Origin of the sequence: Rothia sp. HMSC068F09 (genome assembly GCF_001812775.1) — a bacterium.
Classification (GTDB): domain Bacteria; phylum Actinomycetota; class Actinomycetes; order Actinomycetales; family Micrococcaceae; genus Rothia; species Rothia mucilaginosa_A.
Genome location: NZ_KV810430.1, coordinates 276,249 through 297,654, shown reverse-complemented (window position 1 = coordinate 297,654; position 21,406 = coordinate 276,249). Strand labels below are relative to the sequence as shown.

General features: G+C 64.3%; 18 protein-coding genes. 6 read left to right on the top strand and 12 right to left on the bottom strand.

Translation table 11 applies throughout. The annotated features are described in order from the left end of the window. Window positions 1-31: 31 nt before the first annotated feature. The 3 genes from HMPREF2874_RS08090 (at window position 32) to HMPREF2874_RS08085 (ending at window position 3,281) form a co-directional block, all read left to right on the top strand. Entirely contained in the window at window positions 32-2,146 is a 2,115-nt protein-coding gene (locus HMPREF2874_RS08090; RefSeq protein WP_070649908.1) for an FCD domain-containing protein, read from the top strand. Window positions 2,147-2,397: 251 nt separating this feature from the next. Further along, window positions 2,398-2,496 carry a 30S ribosomal protein bS22 gene (locus tag HMPREF2874_RS09070; protein ID WP_005504750.1) on the top strand — a complete coding sequence of 33 codons (99 nt, stop codon included), beginning with the start codon at window positions 2,398-2,400 and terminating at the stop codon, window positions 2,494-2,496. Between the two features lie 95 nt (window positions 2,497-2,591). Further along, window positions 2,592-3,281, top strand: coding sequence for a histidine phosphatase family protein (locus HMPREF2874_RS08085; RefSeq protein ID WP_070649907.1), 690 nt, complete (start codon window positions 2,592-2,594; stop codon window positions 3,279-3,281). A gap of 98 nt (window positions 3,282-3,379) precedes the next feature. Here the strand turns inward: HMPREF2874_RS08085 and HMPREF2874_RS08080 are convergent, their stop codons facing one another. The 6 genes from HMPREF2874_RS08080 to gluQRS form a co-directional block, all read right to left on the bottom strand. After that, the gene (locus HMPREF2874_RS08080; RefSeq protein WP_083309873.1) at window positions 3,380-3,832 is read right to left on the bottom strand and encodes a PLD nuclease N-terminal domain-containing protein; all 453 of its coding nucleotides are present in this window, start codon (window positions 3,830-3,832) and stop codon (window positions 3,380-3,382) included. A gap of 111 nt (window positions 3,833-3,943) precedes the next feature. After that, the gene (locus tag HMPREF2874_RS08075) at window positions 3,944-4,858 is read right to left on the bottom strand and encodes a 1,4-dihydroxy-2-naphthoate polyprenyltransferase (protein WP_049343217.1); all 915 of its coding nucleotides are present in this window, start codon (window positions 4,856-4,858) and stop codon (window positions 3,944-3,946) included. A gap of 91 nt (window positions 4,859-4,949) precedes the next feature. Further along, entirely contained in the window at window positions 4,950-6,275 is a 1,326-nt protein-coding gene (locus tag HMPREF2874_RS08070; protein ID WP_070649906.1) for an AMP-binding protein, read from the bottom strand. A gap of 151 nt (window positions 6,276-6,426) precedes the next feature. Further along, complete coding sequence (locus HMPREF2874_RS08065) at window positions 6,427-7,380, bottom strand: 1,4-dihydroxy-2-naphthoyl-CoA synthase (protein ID WP_070649905.1); 954 nt, start codon at window positions 7,378-7,380, stop codon at window positions 6,427-6,429. A gap of 207 nt (window positions 7,381-7,587) precedes the next feature. Beyond that, the gene (gene putP, locus HMPREF2874_RS08060; protein ID WP_070649904.1) at window positions 7,588-9,075 is read right to left on the bottom strand and encodes a sodium/proline symporter PutP; all 1,488 of its coding nucleotides are present in this window, start codon (window positions 9,073-9,075) and stop codon (window positions 7,588-7,590) included. Between the two features lie 421 nt (window positions 9,076-9,496). Then, the gene (gene gluQRS / locus HMPREF2874_RS08055; protein WP_070649903.1) at window positions 9,497-10,501 is read right to left on the bottom strand and encodes a tRNA glutamyl-Q(34) synthetase GluQRS; all 1,005 of its coding nucleotides are present in this window, start codon (window positions 10,499-10,501) and stop codon (window positions 9,497-9,499) included. 177 nt (window positions 10,502-10,678) lie between these two features. Here gluQRS and HMPREF2874_RS08050 point away from each other — a divergent pair, with 177 nt between their 5' ends. Further along, window positions 10,679-11,587: an MBL fold metallo-hydrolase gene (locus HMPREF2874_RS08050; RefSeq protein ID WP_049331743.1), complete on the top strand. Its 909-nt coding sequence runs from the start codon at window positions 10,679-10,681 to the stop codon at window positions 11,585-11,587. Window positions 11,588-11,750: 163 nt separating this feature from the next. Here the strand turns inward: HMPREF2874_RS08050 and HMPREF2874_RS08045 are convergent, their stop codons facing one another. The 3 genes from HMPREF2874_RS08045 to HMPREF2874_RS08035 form a co-directional block, all read right to left on the bottom strand. Further along, a complete protein-coding gene (locus tag HMPREF2874_RS08045) occupies window positions 11,751-12,770 on the bottom strand; it encodes a glycosyltransferase (RefSeq protein ID WP_070649902.1) in 1,020 nt (339 codons plus the stop codon). Window positions 12,771-12,995: 225 nt separating this feature from the next. Continuing rightward, window positions 12,996-14,888, bottom strand: coding sequence for a 2-succinyl-5-enolpyruvyl-6-hydroxy-3-cyclohexene-1-carboxylic-acid synthase (menD, locus tag HMPREF2874_RS08040; RefSeq protein ID WP_070649901.1), 1,893 nt, complete (start codon window positions 14,886-14,888; stop codon window positions 12,996-12,998). Window positions 14,889-15,018: 130 nt separating this feature from the next. Further along, a complete protein-coding gene (locus HMPREF2874_RS08035; protein ID WP_070650021.1) occupies window positions 15,019-16,056 on the bottom strand; it encodes an o-succinylbenzoate synthase in 1,038 nt (345 codons plus the stop codon). A 399-nt stretch (window positions 16,057-16,455) separates the two neighbouring features. Here HMPREF2874_RS08035 and HMPREF2874_RS08030 point away from each other — a divergent pair, with 399 nt between their 5' ends. Next, the gene (locus HMPREF2874_RS08030; protein ID WP_053088798.1) at window positions 16,456-17,880 is read left to right on the top strand and encodes a phosphatase PAP2 family protein; all 1,425 of its coding nucleotides are present in this window, start codon (window positions 16,456-16,458) and stop codon (window positions 17,878-17,880) included. 188 nt (window positions 17,881-18,068) lie between these two features. Beyond that, a complete protein-coding gene (locus HMPREF2874_RS08025) occupies window positions 18,069-18,446 on the top strand; it encodes a cupin domain-containing protein (protein ID WP_049331751.1) in 378 nt (125 codons plus the stop codon). Between the two features lie 196 nt (window positions 18,447-18,642). On the opposite strand, the gene HMPREF2874_RS08020 is transcribed toward HMPREF2874_RS08025, so the two are convergent. From HMPREF2874_RS08020 to HMPREF2874_RS08010, 3 genes are all read right to left on the bottom strand, one after another. Then, window positions 18,643-19,422, bottom strand: a complete 780-nt coding sequence (locus tag HMPREF2874_RS08020) for an amino acid ABC transporter ATP-binding protein (protein ID WP_070649900.1) — start codon at window positions 19,420-19,422, stop codon at window positions 18,643-18,645. Window positions 19,423-19,456: 34 nt separating this feature from the next. Then, window positions 19,457-20,260, bottom strand: a complete 804-nt coding sequence (locus tag HMPREF2874_RS08015; protein ID WP_070649899.1) for an amino acid ABC transporter permease — start codon at window positions 20,258-20,260, stop codon at window positions 19,457-19,459. A 126-nt stretch (window positions 20,261-20,386) separates the two neighbouring features. Beyond that, a complete protein-coding gene (locus tag HMPREF2874_RS08010; RefSeq protein ID WP_070649898.1) occupies window positions 20,387-21,226 on the bottom strand; it encodes an ABC transporter substrate-binding protein in 840 nt (279 codons plus the stop codon). Window positions 21,227-21,406 lie beyond the last annotated feature (180 nt).

The following is a 21,406-nucleotide window of genomic DNA, read 5'->3' as shown; positions in this document are numbered from 1 at the left end:
CTCACCTCTTTAAGCGAAAGACAGCATACACGTGGCTATTCATCGTAAAATTCTGCGCTGGCTCGAGAACGAATTGTTCGAAGGTAATATTCAGCTGGGCCAGGACCTGCCCACGGACAGCGAGATTGCGCGCGCGGTTGGCGTGGGACGATCTCGCACCCGCGACGCCCTGCGAACCCTTGAAGACATGGACCTGGTGCAGCTCTACACCGGTCGTGGCAAGGAGATGCTGGTTCACCTGAGTGATGAGCCTGCCGCCGCCGCAAGTGCCGCCCTGCGCCTGCACATGTCGAGCTCGCGCTACCCCACGCGTGACCTGGTGCAGACACGAATTCTGCTGGAGAGCTGGGCGATTGCGCGTATTGATCCGAAGACCGTGTCCTTTGCCGAGATGGACGACGTCCTCGCCCAGATGGAAGACTTCGACCTGTCCATCCGCGATTTCCTGGAGCTTCTGCTGAGCTTCCACCACCAGGTGATGCGTTGCGCCGGCAACGAGCTACTGGTCGGTCTTCTGGCGTCCGTGCGTCAGCCGAGCTTCGAATCGATGCTCTCCCTGGTTGGCCGCATGCCGCTGTGGAGTAGCGCCGTGGAGCGTCTGCGCGCCGAGAGCCGGGCCATTGCCGAGGCCCTGAAGGCCGGCGATGCTGCGACGGCGCGCGCACTGGTGATTGGCCAGCTACGCGGCATGTATTCCGAGGCGGGCATTGACCTGGAGGAAGAAGCGACCTCCGCGAACGGGCTGCCCGGTGAGCCGGCGGCGGCCTCCTTCGCCCCGGTTGAGCTGGAGGATTTTGAGGCCGACGACCTGGTTGAAGATTTTGACGAGGCCATTGCCGATGACCCCTCATTCCCGGATGCAGATTTTGCGGTTGCCGGCGTTGAGGTTTCCGGCGATGCACAGCCCGTTTCGGATGGTCCCGCGGAGGAACCCCGGAGTGAGACCGTTGCGCCCGTGGTTTCGGCCCCCGCACCTGCCGAGGTGAAGGCTCCCGAGCCCGTACAGTCGGTTCAGGCGCAGCCCGCCCGCTCGAAGACCGAGCCCCAGAAGGCCGAGTCTCCGCGCGCCGAGGCCCCCGCCCGCCCGGCGCGCTCCGTGAGCGCGGATGTGCCGCTGAGCTTCGGCACCCCGCACCCCCGCACGGCGACCCGTGCTCCCCAGGCTCAGGTAGCCCAGCCCGCGCAGAGTGCCGGCGCCCCGTGGCAGGGCGGCTCCGCGCAGAACCTTTCCGCGCAGAACACCCCCGAGCCGGCTCGGGCCGATGCCCGTGACGCTCAGCGGACCCTGCAGTCCGCTCCCGCCGAGGAGCCGGCGGAACCCGCAAAGGTTCTGCGTGCGGCATCCGGTACGTCCCGTCGCCGTAGCGGCCAGATTATTTCCCCGGTGCGCGCCACCATCATCAAGCCCGTGGACCGTAGCCACACCCTGGTTGCCCCGAGCGTGCTTGCGTCCCGTGCCGCCGAGCCCGCCGCTTCCTCCGGCGACCGCGTGCTGCGCGCCCCCTCGCGCGAAAGCGTGGAGGCACCCGCTCAGAAGACCGCCGCCCCCGAGTCCGCCCAGCCGGCCGCTCAGCAGGCGCATGAGGAGCCCTCGGCCGAGCCCTCGAACCGTCTAGAGGCGGCCGCGACGCTTCAAGATACCTACGCGATGCTCCCGCACGAGCAGGATCAGGAGCCGGAGCGCCGCGGTCTGCTGTCCAAGATGAAGCGATTCTTCGGCGTGGATGTGTACGAGCCCGCCTCGCGCGGTGACGAGGAGCAGGCCCCCGAACCGGCTGAAGAAAAGGACGCCGAGGAGAAGGTAACCGCACCGGACGCCGAGGCCCTGGCCCGTGCCGAGGCCGAGCGCGCCGAGCGTCTCAAGGCTTTCCACGCCGCCGCATCCGAGGACTCCGCCGATGAGGAGCCCGAGCTCGCTACCGCTGATTCTGGTGCCCTCGAGGAGCCCGCGGTGGAGGGCTCCGAGGCAGAGCCGGTCGAATCCGTCGAGCCCGGCGAAACCTCCGAGCCCGAGGAAACTACTGAGCCCGGCGAAACCTCCGCACCCGCAAATGCCGATGCCGCTTCTTCGGATCACACCTCCGGCTCCGCCCTGTCGAGGGGCCGTTCCAAGGGCTCGAAGAAGTCCAAGAAGAAGCGTCGCTAGGCTTTCGGAAACACCGTTTTAGCCCGGCTTAGCCCCGGGAAGATCCGGAAAAACGGGGAAAAACTCCTCAAAACCGGCTCTCGAATGGTGAAAATGGGTGCAAACCTAGTACTCTAGGTAGGTAGCGCTCCGAAACGCAGGGTATTTCTGTGCCTAAAATGCGTTCCGGATCGGTTATACCGGTATACATATTCCCGGGTAGCTACCGAGTCGAATGGCTCGGCCGGGTACGAGTAAAGTGAGGAAATCCTATGGGTTCCGTTATCAAGAAGCGCCGCAAGCGTATGTCCAAGAAGAAGCACCGCAAGCTGCTTCGTAAGACCCGCCACCAGCGCCGCAACAAGAAGTAAATAGGCTTCTTCAGCCCCGCCCTCTTGCACGAGGAGCGGGGCTTTCGCGTTCTCGCTGTTTGGGGGTGGGGGCCGCTATCTGAGAGACTGGACCCATGACTGAAACTCACACCGTTAAAGTTCATCTCATGCGCCACGGTGAGGTGCACAACCCCGAACGTATCGTGTACGGCCGCCTTCCCGGTTACCGCCTGTCCGAGAAGGGCCGGCAGATGGTGCGTCTGAGCGCCGAGGAGTTCGCGGCACGCGCTGAAGACGGCGCCCGCTTCGTGCACCTGGTCTGCTCACCCCTGCAGCGCACCCGCGAGTCGGCCGCACCCGTCGAGGAGCTGCTGGGGCTGACCGCCCAGCCCGACGAACGCGTCATCGAGGCCGATAACTACTTTGAGGGCCTGCACGTGAACGCGCAGGAGCTTCTGCGCAACCCGCGTCACTGGACGAAGCTCTACAACCCGGCCCGTCCCTCCTGGGGCGAGTCCTACCTGGAGCAGGTACGCCGCATGGCCGCGGCCGTTCAGGATGCCGCCCGTCGCGCCTACGAAATCGGCGGCGAGGGTGCGGAAGCAATCATCGTCTCGCACCAGCTGCCGATCTGGATTACCCGCCTGGGTGTGGAGGGTCGCCTGCTGCAGCACGACCCGCGATCCCGCGAGTGCAACCTCGCCTCGGTTACGACCCTCGCGTTCAACACCGTGGACTTCGAGCACGAGATGCCGCGCTTCGTGGGCTACTCCGAGCCCGCCGCACCGCTGTACGGTGGCGTTATCCAGCTTCCCGGAAGCTAAGTCACGCGCGTTATTCGCGGGTATAGCTAAGGCTGCGGGGCGCATCCATTGAGGGATGCGCCCCGCAGCCTGCGTTAAGAATGGGGAATCGTACCGGGCTATCGGCTCGGGTCGTCCTCGGGACGTTCGCCTTCGGTCCCTTCATTTTCGGACCGTTTATGTTCGGGGTTAGAATCCTCGTGCCCGTCGGTGCCGGCCTCTCGAGATGCGCGCTCCGCCTCGCGGCTGGCGCGTTCGCGCTCGGCCTTCGCCTTGAGCCAGCGCAGGTAGGCCTCATCGTCGTCGGGGGAAGCCATCGAGGGGGCGTTGCCTCGCTGAGCCGCGCCGGGCAGAGAGATAGAGCCGCGGGCGCCGCGCTCCCGCTTGGGGCGGCCCAGCAGCAACCACAGCACGGGACCCACCACAGGGAAGAACAGGGTGACGAGAACCCACAGCCACTTGGGCAGGGTACGCTCCTCGCGCGCGGGGGTGCGCACGGCATCCAGAAGGGCGTAGATGGTCAGGCCCACCACGAGGGCGCCCGCACCAATAATCAGCATGGCTCGAAACATAGAACCACTATGACATATCGCGGGTCGTCGCCAAAAGCGAGTCAGCTCAGGACTGATTCACCGCTGCCGTGCGGTATCGAAACGACAAAACTTTGGGAGGGATCCGGCGGCTTAGTAGCCGGTGAACACCTGAATTTCGTGGCTGATGATATCCAGCGAACCCAGCCACACGGCCAGCGCCAGGAGCACCGAGTACACGAGCGCCACGATGCCAGCCTGCTTCAGCACGGGAATCAGCTCGCGGCCACCACGCATCCACACGGTCGTGCAGGAGTGAACGGTCGGGCCCACGAGCACGAAGACCAGCATAAACCAGGGGTTCTGGTCGAGCAGCAGGACGGTCAGGAGCAGCGCGAGGGCCATCTCCGCGATGTAGGCGACGCGCGACCAGCGCTCGCCCAGGCGCACCGCAAGGGTCAGCTTGCCGGCCTCGATATCGGTGGGGATGTCACGCACGTTATTCGCCATGAGCAGTGCGCAGGAAATCAGGCCAATACCGATAGCCCCCACCCAGCCCAGCAGGGTCAGCGTGTGGGCCTGCGTGTAGAGGGTGCCCAGGGTGGCGACCAGACCAAAGTAGACGAAGACAAACACATCACCCAGGCCCATGTAGCCGTAGGGGTGCTTGCCGCCCGTGTAGCCCCAGGCCGCAAAGACACTCGAGGCGCCAATCGCCAGGAACCACCACTGGTTTGCCAGGGCCACCAGCACCAGGCCCGCCAGCATTGCCGCACCGAAGCACGCGAATGCGGCGTACTTGACCGAACGGGGGCTGGCCACGCCCGAACCGACCAGGCGCAAGGGCCCCACGCGGTCTTCGTCGGTACCCTTAATGCCGTCGGAGTAGTCGTTGGCGTAGTTCACGCCCACCTGCAGGAAAAACGCGACCAGGAAGGCCAGGAAGGCATACAGCGGCTTGAACTCGCCAATCTCGTAGGCAGCGGCCGAACCGGCAATAATGGGAGCGACGGCAAGCGGCAGGGTGCGCAGGCGCGCGCCTTCAATCCATTGAGCGGCAGTGGCCACGGGGATTCCTTCCAGGGGTTGATGCGTTTGCGGTGAGGAGGGCTACGGGAGGTACGGGACGGCGCCGTGAGGCAGAACCTCGGCGCGAATACTATCCGCGCGAGGCCTCCCGATAGTCCCTGTCCAGGATACTGTATATTTCGCGGCGGTCCGGCTTGCCGGTGCTGGTAAGCGGGAAGTCAGGCAGGATGCTCAACAGCTTGGGTGCCGCCGCCACACCCAGGCGTTCGATGCAGAGGCTCCGCAGGGCCTCGCGCAGCTCCGCGTTCTCGGCGAGGGCCGCAGCCGCGCCCTCGGCCGGGGACACGAGCGTGAGGGCGGCCGTCACGGCGGAGCCCCAGCGTGCATCCGGCAGACCGCACACGAGGGCTTCGCGCACGGCGGGGTGGCTCTCAAGAGCCTCAGCTACCGCGCGGGCCGAAATTTTGACGCCGCCGGTGATGATGATGTCGTCACTACGCCCCAGCACACGCAGAACGCGTGGCTTACCGGGGGCGTGAGTGCTCAGCAGGCCGTAGTCGTCGGTGCGGTACCAGCGGGTGCCGTCGGCAGCGGCGAAGAAATGCTCTGCGGTACGACCGGGGTCGCCCAGGTAGCCCTGCGCCAGATGCGCGCCGCTGATCCAGATGCGACCAACCCGCGCCGGGTCCTCATTCGTTAGCTCCGTACCCGCGGAGGGCACACTCGGCATGCCCTCTTCGGGCACGAGCTCCACCCGCACGCCGGGCAGCACCCGGCCGGAGTAGACGCATCCGCCGGCGGTCTCGGCGCTACCGTAGGTGGTCACGACGTTGAGCCCCAGCTCTTGGGCAGCTGCGAGCAGGTCAGCGCTGGCGGGGGCACCTCCGAGCAGAATCCCGGTAAAGGAGCAGAGCGCGGCGTGAATCTCTTCGCCCGTGCGCGGCTCGTTCCGGGCCGTCTCGAGAAGCTTGTGCAGCTGGGTGGGCACGAGCGAAACAAAGCGACAGGTGGAGCTCAGCTGCTCGACCGCCCGCAGGAAGACATCGGGGCTAAAGTGCACCGGCTCGGTCACGGAGCGTGCGATGACGGGCTCGGTTCCGGCCAGCACCGAGCGGGCCAGAACCTGGGCGCCCGCAACATAGTGCGCGGGCAGGGCCAGCAACCACTGGGAGGCCTCGCTTCCCGCGCTCTTGAAGAAGCCCTCGGTAGCCTCCGCGCTCGCCCGCAGGGCCCGGGCGCTCAGCGCGGTGTGCTTGGGGGTTCCGGTGGAGCCGGAGGTACCCACGAGCAGGGCGACGGAATCCTGATCGTTCCCCGCGAAGATTCGCCCGAAAGAATCCAGAAGGGCCCGCGGATCGGCGGGTCGATCGGCCCGCAAGCGTACCGCGTGAGGGTGCAGGGCATCCTCCCCGGGGGCGGGTAGGGGCTCGAGTCCGGGTACGGGGGTGGTAATCATAGAAAATCCTTAGCGGCTGGTTTTAACGGCTGCGTGCGGGCATGTCATGCGCCGGGGCAGCAATAACGCGCCCAACAACGCGCCGGAGCCGGATTCTTAGCTGAGGGTCTCAGGGTTGAATCCGGCTCCGAGCCTGTGTTTCAGAAACTACTTAGAAGTAGTAGGGGTAGTTGGACCAGTCAGGGTCACGCTTCTGCAGGAACGCGTCGCGGCCCTCCACGGCCTCGTCGGTCATGTAGGCCATGCGGGTGGCCTCACCGGCGAAGACCTGCTGGCCGAGCATACCGTCGTCGGGCAGGTTGAAGGCGTACTTGAGCATGCGGATTGCCTGCGGGGACTGGCGGGCGATGTGCGCCGCGTACTCCAGACCCTTGTTCTCGAGCTCTGCGTGGGGAACCACGTCGTTGACCGCGCCCATTTCGTACATGCGCTGTGCATCGTACTCCTTGGCGAGGAAGAAGATTTCGCGGGCGAACTTCTGCCCCACCTGGCGGGCGAGCAACGCCGAACCGTAGCCGGCGTCGAAGGAGCCGACGGTTGCGTCGGTCTGCTTGAACTTGCCGTACTCCTCGGAGGCGATGGTCAGGTCGGCCACCACGTGCAGGGAGTGACCGCCACCGGCTGCCCAGCCGGAGACCAAGGCGATAACGACCTTGGGCATGGTACGGATGAGGCGTTGCACCTCCAGGATGTGCAGTCGGCCCGCGCGTGCCGGGTCGATGCTTTCTGCGGTCTCGCCGCTGGCGTAGTGGTAGCCGTCGCGGCCGCGGATGCGCTGGTCGCCACCCGAGCAGAAGGCCCAGCCGCCGTCCTTGGGGGAGGGGCCGTTGCCGGTGAGCAGCACGGTGCCCACGTTGGAGGTCATGCGGGTGTGGTCGAGAGCGCGGTAGAGCTCGTCCACGGTGTGCGGGCGGAATGCGTTGCGCACCTCGGGGCGGTCGAAAGCGATGCGCACGGTAGGCAGATCGCGCAGAATCTCGCCGTTTTCGTCGCGTTCAACCTGGCGGTGGTAGGTGATGTCGGTGAAGTCCTCGAAGCCCTCAACGACGCGCCAGTCGGCGGGGTTGAAGATGTCCGAGACCTTTTCGGGAAGTTGTGCAGTCATAGACCCTATTTTACGGTGCCCGCGGTGCGGCTCGTCGAGACCGGGGAACGAAGCACGCTCAGTATAATATTCCGATAACAGAATATGATGCGCGGGGAACGGTCTCTGCCCTTGCGCTCACGCCTGTATCTTGGCCGGTTAAGACCCTGTAAACAGGCCAAGGCCCGGACCGCGTGTGTGCGGCCCGGGCCTTGGGGGAGAGGCCCTTTACTTGACCTTGGCGAGCTCAACCGCGCGGTCGAACTCTTCGTCAATGGCGTCGTTCTTCTTGTAGGTCATGAGCGAAACCACGATGGCGATAAGCAGCGCCGAAGCGAAGCCGGGAACCATTTCGTAGAGCACGGACTTCATCGGGCTCTGGCCCCATGCGAATGCCACAACGGCACCGGTAATCATGGAGGCCAGTGCACCCTGGGTGGTCAGCTTACGCCAGTAGAGCGAGAGCAGAACGGTCGGGCCGAAGGCCGAACCGAAGCCCGCCCACGCGAAGGCAACCAGCTGCAGAATGGAGCTGTTCGGGTTCCACGCCAGGGCACCTGCGACCAGTGCCACGATTGCCACGCCTGCACGGCCGAGCCACAGGGACTTGCCGGCGCTGAGCTTCTTCGAGGAGAAGATGCCGTAGAGGTCCTCCACCAGAGCGGAGGAGCACACAATCAGCTGCGAGGAGAGGGTGGACATAATAGCCGCCAGCACCGCTGCCAGAATCAGACCGGCGATGAAGGGGTGGAAGAGAATCTGCGAGAGGTCCAGGAACACGGACTCTGCGGTTTCGGGGTTGGTGAGGGACGCCTCGGGGTGGCGTGCAAAGTATGCGATGCCCATGAACGCGCCGCTCAGTGCACCGAACACGGTCAGGACCATCCAACTGATACCGATGCGGCGACCGGACTTAGCGTCCGAGGGGGTGCGCATCGCCATGAATCGCACGATAATGTGCGGCTGGCCGAAATAGCCCAGACCCCATGCGAGGGAGGAAATAATGCCGGCGAAGGTGGTGCCCGCGAAGATGCTCAGCGCGTCGGGGCGTACCTGGCTGATGGACTCAACCACGGGGCCTACACCGCCAAGATCGATGATGGTGATGACCGGAACGGCAATCAGCGCTGCGAGCATGAGCAGACCCTGAACCATGTCGGTGTAGGATGCGCCCATGAAGCCGCCGAAGAGCGTGTAGAACACGGTGATGCCTGCCAGCAGGAGCATACCGGTGTGGTATTCCTGACCGAAGGAGGACTTGAAGAACAGGCCGCCGGACACCATACCGGAGGAGACGTAGAAGGTGAAGAACACCAGAATCACGACACCGGAGACGATGCGCAGCACGCGCTTGGTGTCCTTGAGGCGGTTGCTGAGGAAGACAGGGACGGTCACGGAGTCGCCTGCTACTTCGGTGTAGCTACGCAGTCGCGGTGCCACGAACTTCCAGTTGCACCACGCGCCGATGGTCAGGCCGACGGCGAGCCAAGCCTGGGAGAGGCCGCTGAGGTAGACGGCGCCGGGCAGGCCCATGAGGAGCCAGCCGGACATGTCGGATGCGCCAGCCGAGAGCGCGGCGACGGTGGGGGAGAGCTGTCGTCCACCCAGCACGTAGTCGTCGAGGCTGTTGTTCTTGCTATTGGCCCACAGGCCGATCGCAATCATGGCGACAAAATATATCGCCAGCGCGATGATTTGGTAGGTACTCGCGGCCATTGTTGTCCTTCTCTCCTGGTGTTAGTGAGCGTCTGTGTGTATTTATACGCTACTCCATAACTTTATAAGTGGTCTGGGATACATTCTAGATTCTTCGGGGCGGAAAATAAAACCATTGCCCCAAAATTTAGTTATGCGGTAAACAAATAAATATACATTTATGGAATATTGCGGGTAACCGTATGCGTGGGAGACAGTGGGATTGCGTGCGAAAAAATACCCGAAAATCCCCTAGAACTAGAGGACTTCGGGTATTGAATCGAAAGTGTCAAGCGGTAAAGGCAACTTAAACGCTTAGAGGCATATTCGCTTCAAACGAAGAAAACGAAAAGTTTAAAAACCTTGACGGGGTGTCGTCTAACGTGTCGCCCATAGAAGGGGGTACGGGGCAGGAAGAGCCCGCGTTACGTGGTGTGAAGGTCTAAAGATTACGCACGACCCAGGGCTCACGCGACATGAGGGCCGGGTCAAAACGCTCCAGAATCACCGAAGCATCCGGCACCGGAACCCGAGCCTCATGCGGGCGGCCCGAATCGTCCAGCACCGGAATGGAGGCAGCAATCCAGCCGAGCACCTCGGGGATGGTCACCCCCGCCTCCTGAAGCTGAGGCAGAGTGACCGCGCCGTCACGCTTGGCCAGGCGCTTACCCTCTTCGTTCAGCGCCAGGGGAACGTGCGCGTAGCGCGGCTGCGGCAGACCCAGCAGGCCCGCCAGATACGCCTGGCGAGGCGCGGAGGGCAGCAGGTCATCGCCGCGCACAATCTGCTCAACCCCCACGAAAGCGTCGTCCACCACGGAGGTCAGGTTGTACGCGTAGGTGCCGTCGTTGCGTACCAGCACGAAATCGTCCACCAGCCCGGTGTAGGGGCCGTAAAAATCATCATGCACCGTGTAGCTCGTGCGCTCGGCGCGCAGGCGTAGAGCCGGCGGGCGCTGGGCGCGGCGCTCCTCGCGCTGCGCCTCGCTCAGTCCGCGACAGGTGCCCGGGTAGGCGCCCGGGGCACCGTGCGGTGCGCTCGAGGCCTCCTGAATCTCGCGACGGGTGCAGTAGCACTCGTACACGAGGCCCGCCTCGCGCAGGCGCTGAACCGCACGCTCGTAGGCGGCAAGGCGCGTGCTCTGGTAGAGGACGCCGGCCTCCTTACCCTCGGTACTCTCTGCCGCGCTGCCCGGGCTGATATCCCAGTCCAGGCCCATGGCTTGCAGATCGGCCAGCTGGCGTTCCGCAGCACCGGGCCGCACACGATCCAAATCCTCAACGCGCACGTAGAAGGGCTTACCGCCGCGGCGAGCCATCGCCCACGCCAGAATCGCGGTGCGCAAATTACCCAGGTGCAGGTCGCCCGAGGGGGAGGGGGCGTAGCGTCCCGTGCCGCTGGGGAAAACCGCACCGGAAACATCGTTCGAAGAATCTGGAGAAATCATGGTTCCATCCTACGCGGAAAGCACTGCAACCAAGGCGGATCCGGGCCGGGCGGCTGGGGCTCCGGAACCCGAAAACCTCTCGGAGTGTGCCCAATTTCCTTTTCCAAAAAGGGAAATCTTGCTCTCTGAGAGTGCAATGGCGCAACATCGCTCAAAAATTCCAGTAGGGTTGTATCTATGGCTCGCACAATTGAACTTGCCGACGGCGTGTATCGCATCGCGACGGATAACTACCGACTCAATACCGGACTGGTTCTCGGACTGGAACGGGCACTGGTCGTAGACACCGGCGCCGGTCCCCGTCAGGCCACCGAAATTTATGATGAGGTTCGCCGCCTCACCCGACTTCCGATTACCGTAGTGAACACCCACGGCCACTACGAACGATTCTTTGGTAACGACGTCTTCGCGGCTATGGGGGTCGAGGAGTTCTGGGCGCACCCCCGCGCCGCTCGCGCCATCCGCAAGTACGGCGCGGCGCAGCGATCCTACGTTGAGACCCTCGAGCCCGAGATGGCGCACCACCAGGGTGCCGCCACCGATATCGTCGTGCCCAACCACCTGGTCGCTAACAACGGCGACGGCATCACCTTCACCCCGATCGACCTGGGCGAACGTAGCGCAACCCTCATGTACATGGGTCCCGGCCACACGGACGGCGACATCATGGTCGGCGTTGAGGACGTGCTCTTCATGGGTGGCCTCATTGAGGAAGGCACCGACCCGTACTTCGAGGATTCCTTCCCCGATCGTTGGATTGACACCCTGGGTGCCGTGCTGGAATTCGACCGCTACCGCGTGTTCGTGCCCGGTAACGGCGAGCCCGTGGACCGCACCTTCGTGGAGCGCGAACGCAACACCATGATTAGCGCGATCAAGTCAATTCGTGCCTCGACCCTGGACCGCGAGGACGAGGCGACCACCGCCGCAATGTACCAGCTGCCCTATGCGCCGGGCGCGACCCGCTTCCTGCTGGACCGTTTGGCCCAGCTCGAGAACGCCCCCGACTCTGAGAGCTTCGACGTGGAGCACCCGGACACGAGCGGCTTTACGGGCCCGATTACGCTGGGCAAGGCTGCCTACTAGGCCCTGTACTCCGCGATGGGTGGGGGACGTAGAGTGCCCCACCGCCTTACCGGAGTCTCAGCGTATTCAATATAGCCGATACGGCATAAATGCAGGTGCGGGCCGGTTTCTTCTTAGAAGCCGGCCCGCACCTGCGTTATATATCAGTCGTGCGTTAGGGGATCTACGCCGCGGCGTACTCCGCGCGCATGGCCTCACAATCGGTCTTCAGCGCGGCGGGAACTTCGCCCATCGCGCCGCAGAGCTCCACGAAGCGGTGGCGCCAGTCCAGGTGCTCCAGGGCGCGACGAATCTGACGTTCACCCTGTTCGGGGGTCCAACGCGAGACAGCCTCGGCAACCTGGGCGAGGCCCACGCGAGCATCCGCGTGGTCGATGTCGACGGTCGCACCGTCCCAGAGAATCTCGCGTACGGTGGTCGTGTTCGGAACCTGACCCACCACGGTGACGCCGGAGGCCAGAGCATCGGTCCAGCGACCGGTGATGTACTCCTTCGTGGGGTGGGTGTAGGGGGCGGGGCTCACCGAGGTGGAAAAGGCCAGCAGGAACTTCGCGCGGTTCAGCGAATCCTGCAGGTGCTGCGCCGACTCGCGGTCGGTAGCGCCAAAGGGTGGGCGACCCTCGAAGCTCAAACCCAGCTCCTTGGCCAGGCGAGCGGTTGCCTCGTCGTCCTCGTAGGCAGCGGGCTGTCGGCCCACGCGTAGCAGATCGGTGGTCTTGGAGGGCAGGGTAGCAAGGCGCTCCGAGAAGGAGCTCCACACGTCCGCGCCCCAGGGCAGCACGCCCGGGGTCTTCACGCCAGCCGCGGTCCACGGCTGAACGTCGTCGGCGTCGGCGACGAAAATGCGGTCGTAGACCGAGGACTTCGCAATGGCGGGAATACGGTCGTCCCAGAAGCTGTCTATGACCCAACCGTAGATGGCGCTGTAGCGGCGGAACGCGAAGGAACGCTGCGCAACGGCGTAGAGCTGGCCGGGGTCGGAGGCGATGACCACACAGCGGCGAGAGCCGCCCTTGAGCCGCGGCAGGCGAGCCAGAAGCTTCGTTTCCTTGGACAGAGAAGCCCCCACGTTGACGGTGTGGACGGTGCCGCCGGTATAGCGGGCCAGGAGGTCCGCCATGGCGTGCACCGGAACCCAACCGGCACCGGAGGGAACGGCAACAATAATATCGAGTGAGCTCATGAGATTCCTTGAGAGGGATCCGGCCCGGGAAAATGCGCGCAACGCTCATCACAATTGGCGATACGAGCGGCACGCTCCCGGAGCGGATGGACGATAGATATCTAAGCGGGAAAATCCCTTGCGGCGGCCCGATACCGGGTATTTGCCGGGTAAACCCGCGGTGGGGCGCATACAGTCTTCAGTATATCCGCAGCCCGTGGTTCTCCGGGGGTTCAGCCTCACCCGCTAGGGTGTGTGAATACGCACCTCGATACCCGATTCGGCGCCGAACCCGGCGGCCATGCGCGCCAGGTTGGTGTTCGGGGCGGCCGCGACCGTGAAGAAGCGGCTCACCGCGGCGGCGAATTGCTCGTCGCGGGCCAGCTCTCCGTGTTCCAGGGTTGTGAAGATGCCGCCGCCGGCGTCGTCGAAGACCTCGATGCGCAGGTCGGGTAGCAGCTCGGTGCTCGGCAGGTTGAGCGACGCAATGTCGTGCTGGAAGGTCAGGTCGCCGCAGAGCAGGGTCACCGGTAGGGCGGAGCCGCCGATGACGGGGCGGCCCTCGGAATCCGTCCCGGCGGGGTAGTAGCCCGAGAGGGAAACGCCGATGGCGGTTGCCGTGGTGCCGTCGATACCGGCCAGACCGCGGTTGGCGAAGACGCGCGCGGGGGCGGGCTCGCCCAGGGCGGGGGCCGCCGCCTCCAAATCGCGCACAAGGTTGGAAGACCCCAGCACGAGGAGCCGCTTCTGCTCCACGGCCTCCCGCCAAACGCGGCGGGCGTAGGAGCGTCCGGCGGTGCGATTGCGGTAGTCGAGGTAGCGTTCCTCATCCTCTTGGCTATTGCCCGAGGCACCGTCCGCGCGGTGCTCGTAGGTCTCAATTTCGCGCAGCGCGGCCTGCTGCAATTGCTTGCCGGCACGCATCCACTGCTGGACCCAGGTCTCGGCGGTTTCACCGGTTTCTTCTTCCGCGGGCTCGGGGCCCCTGGCCGGGGCGTCCTCGACACCGCGCGCGAACTCGGCGAGCCGCTGCGGGCTGGAGATTTCGATGAAGGAACGCGCTCCGGGCTCGTACCAGCTGGCGCGGCGCGGCGCGTAGTAGGCGCAGGTCACGCTCTCGTCGGCCAGTAGAGCGGTCACGGGGCGCGAAAGGGTCGGGTGACCGAAGAGCACCACGCGCTCAATACGTGCGGCAGGCTCGAATCCCTCTGAGGAGAGCAACTGCGGGTAGTGCGGAATGGCGGTTGCGCCGTGGCGTGCCTCGGAGGAGGGCTCGGCCAGCAGCGGCAGGTTCAGCACGCGCGCGAACTCGGCGGCAAATTCCCCGGCCCCGTCGGCGGCCACCACGACGGTACGCGAGGTGGTGGGGGGTGCGGGGGCCTTCGCCTCAATGGTTTGGGCCCCGGTGCTGAGGGAGCTCAGAAGCCACTCCCTTTCTAGCGCGGAAAGCCCCGACCCCTCGGCGCGGTCAGTGCGCAGGCGAGCCTCCTCCTGCGGATCGTAGTCCTCGAGCAGGCTCTGGGCCCACTGCGGCAGGGCGTGCGCGAACTGCCCCGAAGGGGTGAGTGGCGTATCGAAGCAGAGGTTCAGATGAACCGGGCCGATGGGCTCGGCCGAGGGACGGGCCCAGTTTTCTGTGGCGCGGCCGGTCAAAGCGTTGAGGCAGGCGGCGAAGGCAAAGGTCTGCTCGCCTTCCTCCTGCTCGGGATAAGCGGTCAGGTCGGCCTCGGCGCGCACAAAGGGAGAGAAGAACCCGGCCTGGTGGGTGGTCTGGTTGACGCCGCTTCCACGCAGGCGCTCGGGGCGGTCTGCGCTCATGATTGCCAGGGGCACGCCGGCGTGGTAGGCCTCCATGACGGCGGGCATGTACTCGCCCAGGGCGGTACCGGAGGTGCACACAAGGCCCACCGGGCGGCCCGAGGCTTTGGCGATGCCGAGAGCCGTGAAGGCGGCGGTTCGCTCGTCCACTCGCACGTGAGCGATGAGTGCTCCGGCTTCGGCGGCCGCGGCGATGGCGTAGGCCAGGGGCGCACTGCGGGAGCCCGGGGACACGACAATATGCCGCATTCCGGCGCGAATCAGTGAGTCAAGCACGGAAATTGCGGTCAGCATGGCGGGGATGGAGCGATGTTTAGTCACCGTACCATTCTAATGCCGCGCCCATATCGGACCGGTATGGGTTACCTTCGCGCGCTGGTTCATGACGCACGGTTCGTGACGACGCGCGGTTCTTGAGAGGCTCACCCCCCCCCCATGCTCTAGCGGCGGTCTAGCCGCGGTAGATGCGTTCCAGCACGCGGTAGCAGCGGCTCACCCGTTCAGCCCACCACCGGCGGGTCGGCTCATCGGCGGCCAGATGCTCGAGGCGCTGTGGGTCGGGCTCGACGGCTCGCACCCGCATGAGCCCGTCGTGGGCGATCATGGGGTCCTCGGCGACGTCCTCGGCCATGAGCGAGACGGTTCCCAGGCCGCACCCGTACTTCAGGGTCGGCAGGGAGGCCGCCAGGGCGGCACCGGTTGCGATGCCCACCGAAGTTTCCAGGGCCGAAGAGACGACGGCCGGAAGCTGGGCCTGCTCAACGATGGCCAGGGCACGGCGAACACCGCCCAGGGGAGCGGCCTTGATAATAATGAGGTCGGCGGCATTGGCACGGGCCACGCGCAGCGGATCCTCGGCCTTGCGAATCGACTCGTCGGCGGCGATGCGGACCGGCAGCCCCTCCTTGGCCACGGCGTAACGGAGCGACGCCATCTCCTCGATGGTGGCGACCGGCTGCTCGGCGTAGATGAGGCCGTACTCGCAGAGTTTGCGGAGCGCCTCGAGAGCGCCGGAGGGGGTGTAGCCCATATTCGCATCGATCTTGAGGCGAGCCTCGGGGAGCGCCTCGCGCGCGGCGGCCACGCGGGCCACGTCGTCGGCGAGGCTCTGGCCCTTCTCCGCGACCTTGATTTTGAGCTCCCGGATGGTGCCGTCGTAGCGGGCGAGTACCTCGGGCACGCGTTCGGCGGGGACGGCGGGCAGGGTTGCGTTGAGCGGAATACTTTCGCGCACCGGCTCGGGGGCGGGGAGCCAGGCCGCTTCGAGGGCGCAGGCGAGCCAGGCGGCCGCCTCTTCGTCGCCGTATTCGAGGAATGGCGCGAACTCGCCCCAGCCTCGGGGGCCGCGAACGAGCGCGCTCTGGCGACGGTTCACACCGCGGAAGGTGACGTTCATGGGGATATCGACGACGGCCAGGCGCTCGAGCACCTCGTCCAGCGGGGGTAGCGGAAGCCCCGCGAGGCGGAAACCGTAGCCCAGGGGCGGCACGCCGCCCGGGGTGGACTCTGCGGGTGATGATTTGTGATGCACGCTCACTGTTGTCCTTTCCCGCTAAAAATTTTTTTAGCGGTTCAAGCCCCTCGATATGGGGCACGTCCCAACTCGAACCGGGCGCTCGGCACGCCGCTGACCAGGGCTTTTAATGGGGAGCTTGGGGAACTTTCGATACCTCTCGCGTTAAGCCTGCGTATTTTGCGGAAACTCTCAGCTTAGCGACCCAAAAACTTTACCTTTTCATAGCTTAACCTGAGATAGTGAGGTAGTTACTCTATCAACGCGGTGACCGCATTCGACTCGCGCGAAGGCTTGGGGGTCTTCGCCGCCGGGTGGACCGCCGCAAGGTAACGCCATGAGGGAGAAGGTACGAAACGAAGTGTGGAGGGGCTTATGAGCTATCGATGGAACGCGCACGAAACCGTCGCGAGCGGCGCGGTGAGCGATTCTGAGGCAACCCGCCCGCTCCAGACCGGCGATAATGCCCCTACCCTGCCCTTCTCCGCCGAGGCCGTCGCGGACCGCGCGGCCGAGCTCTCCGATACCCAGCCTATCTCTGCGACCCAGCCGATTTCGGCCACCCGTTCCTCTTCCGCGCGCGCGTACGCGCACGATGCACAGGACCCCACCGAGGTGCTCCCCGCCCGAAGCCCCGACACCCGCTTGCTGTCGAACACTGACGGCTCCACCCGCCTCATGCAGGCCACCCAGACGCTTGAGGAACCGACCATTCAGGCTTCTCGCTCGCCCTATGCGGCCCCCAGGGTTGAGCCCGCGACTCCGGCTGCACCCGCCGCGCCGGTGCCGCCTCGCGCGGCGAACCCCAACGTTTCCTACGGGGGAGCCTCGTATTCCGGCGTTCCCTACCCCAACGAGGCCTTCCCTCCCGCTTCTCAAACGGGCAACGTCTATTCCCAGGTTGGAGTGACCTCGATGAGCCCCATGGGCAACCCGATCCGCCCGGGTGAGGGCGACCCGAAGAGCTTCCCGAGTACCGGCCTTCTGATGCGGCATCTCTTTGCCCTGCTCTTCTTGGGGGCCTCGCTTTTCGGGGCCTTCCGTTTCTTCATCTACACGCACGTTGGCCAGCAGGTGGATGAGCAGGCCTACGCCGAGTACACGAACCAGTTCCTCAACTATCGCGGTCCGACCCTGACCGCGCTGGACTCGTTGCCGACGATTGTCGGTGTGGTGGCGGTGCTCGGCCTGATTGCGGTGCTGGTATGGAAGCACCGGTTCCTCCCGGCACTGGTGGGGGTGCTCTGCGGCGTGGGAGCCTGCGTCACGACCTACGCGCTGAAGAACTACATCATCGTGAAGCCGGACTGGGGTATTCAGGAGGCGGTGAGCAATTCGGCGCCCAGCGGCCACACGACGTTCGCGGCGGCGGCCGGTGCGGCCCTCTTCCTGGCGGCTCCCCGGCTGATGCGTCCGACCGTGGCCCTGTTGGCGGCGGTCGCGACCTGCCTGACGGGTGCCTCCACGATCATTAACGGCTGGCACCGCCCGGTGGATGTTGTGACCGCGATTCTCGTGACCTCCATGTGGACGGTACTGGGCATGGCCCTGCTGCGCTACGTGCGTCGCGGTGACTTTACGATTGCCTCGCGCGGAGGCCTGGTGTTGGTGCCGTTGTTGACGATTGCGACGCTTTTCCTTTCCTTCTGTTCCGTGATTCTGTACCTGATTGCGATTTTCTCGCCCATCCCGGGAGGCGCGTTTACCGCAGCGACCTGCATGATCGTGGCGGTGAGCTTCGGTACGACGGCGCTGACGGTGAATCTGCTGCGCGCACGCAATAGCAAGCGTCAGGCGTAACCCAAATGCGTGCCTCGCCCTCATGCGGCGGGGCACGCGTTTTTATTGGCTTTGTGTGTGGGCGTTGCCTCGCGGGGGGAGCGCAGAATACAATGGAAATAATTGGTATTTTTGATACCAAATAACAGTATTGGCGACTAGCCGCCGGGCCGCATGCTCCGCCCGGCTCGAGTAGAAAGGTGCGTACCATGGCAGGTACCCATGAAGGCCGCGTCATCATTTTCCCCCAGCTCACCGAGGAGCTAAAGCCCTTCGAAGACAAGCCCCAGGCTCGCAAGATTGTGGACGCCGACGGCGGCAACCTGACCCTCATGGAGCTGGCGGCCGGCCAGTCCTGGCACGAGCACCACAGCGTGCACCCCATCTTCGTGCAGGTGCTCAAGGGCGAGGTGATCTTCCACGTGAAGGATCGCGATATCACCCTGGTCCCGGGCAAGCCGATTCACGTGACCGCCAAGCTTCTGCACTCCCTGCGCGCCGTCAAGGATTCGACCCTGCTGGTGACCATGCTGACCGGCGAGTCGCACCCCGAGCCCAAGCTCACCGTTGAGGTGGAGGAGGTCTAAACCCCTCTGAAGGCTCTCCCAAGCCAACGAATCCCGCGTTCTCCACGACTGGAGAGCGCGGGATTCTGCGTTTCTGGGCGGTCGGCGGTGCTATCGGTGGCTGAGCGCAAAGGTGCCGGGCATGGAAAAGCGGGCGGTGCTGCGCGAAACAGAATGTTTCGTACAGCACCGCCCGCTATATTTTCAAGAGCTAGTACTAGTTTACAACCGCGTGGGTCGGATCGAGCACTCGAGCCAAGAAAGCCCGGGTACGTTCGTGCTTGGGGGCGCCAATCACCTGGTCGGCAGGGCCTTCCTCCACGACCACGCCGTCGGCCATGAAGACGACCTTGTCGGCCACCTCGCGGGCGAACGCCATCTCGTGGGTCACCACAATCATGGTCATGCCCTCGTCGGCCAGGTTACGCATAATGCTCAGAACCTCGCCGACCATCTCCGGGTCCAGCGCGCTGGTGGGCTCGTCAAAAAGCATCAGGTCGGGGTGCATGGAGAGCGCACGGGCGATAGCCACACGCTGCTGCTGGCCGCCGGAAAGCTGAGCGGGGAAGCGGTCTTCCTTGCCGGCCAGGCCCACCTTAGCGAGCTGCTCGAGGGCCACCGCCTCCGCCTCCTCCTTGGAGCGGCCCAGCACCTTAACCTGGGCAATCGTGCAGTTATCCAGGATGTTCAGGTGACCGAAGAGGTTGAACTGCTGGAACACCATGCCCATGTGGGTGCGCACGCGGTTAATGTCCACGTCCGGGTCGGTGACCTCGGTATCGCCCACCATGATGGTGCCGTCGTTCGGCTCCTCCAGCAGGTTCACGCAGCGCAGCAGGGTGGACTTGCCCGAACCGGAGGGGCCGATGAGGCACACGACCTCGCCGGGGGCGACCTCCATATCGATGCCCTTGAGCACCTGGACCTTGCCGTAGGACTTGTGCAGGTTAGAAATGCGCACCGAGGAGGCGGCCATGGATGAAGTTGAAGCGGTCATAGTATCCGTAATCCGTTCTGTCTCGTCGTTGCGCTTACTTGCGGCCGGTCAGCTGGGTGCGGCGCTCAAAGTATGCGGAGAGCTGGCCCAGCGGGACGGTGATGATGAGGTAGCACAGGCCGGCGACCACCAGGGGAGTCAGGCCTGCGTTAGCGGCGGTCAGGCCCTCACGGCCGAACTTTGCCAGCTCGTACTGCGATACGGTCACGCCCAGCAGGTAGACGAGGGAGGAGTCCTTGGTCAGCAGGATAACCTCGTTGGTCAGCGGGGGAAGCACCACGCGGAAGGCCTGCGGGATGATGATCGAGATCATCGCGCGGGTGTGGGACATGCCCAGGGAGCGTGCCGCCTCCATCTGGCCCTTCGGAATGGCCTGCAGACCCGCGCGCAGTACCTCGCTGATGTAGGCAGCCGAAACCATGCCCAGGGACAGGGTCACAGGAATCAGGTTATCCACGAAGCGGATCTTGAAGGCCAGCGGAATACCGTAACCGAAGGCGAAGAAGACCAGCAGCGCCGGGATGCCGCGGAAGAGCTCCACGTACAGGGTGGCAATCCAGCGGTACGGGGCAATGGAGGAAATACGCATGAGCGCCAGCAGCAGACCGCCGGAGAGGCCCACAGCAAAGCCCAAAGCGGTGTAGAGCAGGGTGTTCTTCAGCGCCACGGTGATGACGTCGGGGAACTGCTTGGCTGCCACATCGAGGTTGAAGACCTGCTGGCTGAGGGTCTTCCAGTCAGCCAGCAGAATGGCAGCCAGGGCAATAACGGCCAGGATGGCGTACTGTGCGTAGCGGAAGAGCTTCTGCTTCTGGCGGGGGGAAAGTTTAGAGGACATGCGCTTTCTTATCCAGTGCTGTTCGGTCAGAGCGTACTAAACGCTCGCGGGAAAAGGCTGGGACCTCCCCAACCCAAAAGTATTAGAGTACTCCTGAATTGGGGGAGGAACTAACCGATGAGGGAGTTAGGACGCGGAGGAGGAGGCGCTCGCGGAGGCCGAGGAGGTGGTGCCCACCCACTTGGCCTTCATCTTGTCGAGCTCGCCGTTCTTCTTGAGCTTGTCAATGGTGGCGTTGGCCTTGGCCAGCAGTGCCTTGTTGTTGGAGGAGACGGCTGCCGCGATTTCCTCGGTGTTCTCGGAATCCTGGTAAGCAATCTTGAAGGAGTCCGGGTCGTTGGTCAGGGCCTCGGAAATCACGGAGAGGTTCGCGGCGACTGCCTTGACCTGCCCGGTCTTCAGGGCGGAGAACATGAGGGAGGTGTCTTCGTACTGGATGACCTCTGCACCGTTTTCCTTGGCGTAGGTTTCACCGCTGGTTGCCTGCTGGGCGCCGACGGCCACGCCCTTCAGGTCGGCTGCGGAGGTGATGGAGGAACCCTTGGGAACCAGGATGGCCAGGTTGTCGTCGAAGTAGACGGTGGTGAACTCCATCTTGCTCTTACGTTCGTCGGTCACGCCGATGCCCGCCAGCGCGATGTCGCACTGGCCGGTGGACAGGCCGGTGCCAGAGTCCAGGCCCTCGAAGCTGATGGAGGTCAGCTGTGCCTTCACGCCCAGGTCGGAGGCGATGGCGTTGGCGATGTCTGCGTCCAGGCCCACGATGGTGCCGTTCTCTTCGTATTCGAAGGGCTTGTAGGGGGTGTTGGTGCAGACGCTGAGCACGCCGGACTTGACGAGGCTGACCTCGCCGTTGGCGTCGGAGTTTTCGTCGGCGGTGGAGACGCAACCGGTCAGTGCTAGAGGCAGTACTGCCAGCAGGGCCAGCGGCTTGAGGGATGCCTTCTTGAGGATTGCGGTGTTCATTGGGGTGCTCCTATGTGCGGTGTGTTCTATGAAATCTACGGTCTATTGTGCGCCTCCATGTTAAAAAATGCAAGTATATACATAAATATTCATAATATTTTGCTGAATACGCATAAATTTACCCTCGAGGAATGAATAAAACCCCGACTATGCGGACCAAAAACCATCCGAGCGAGCCTG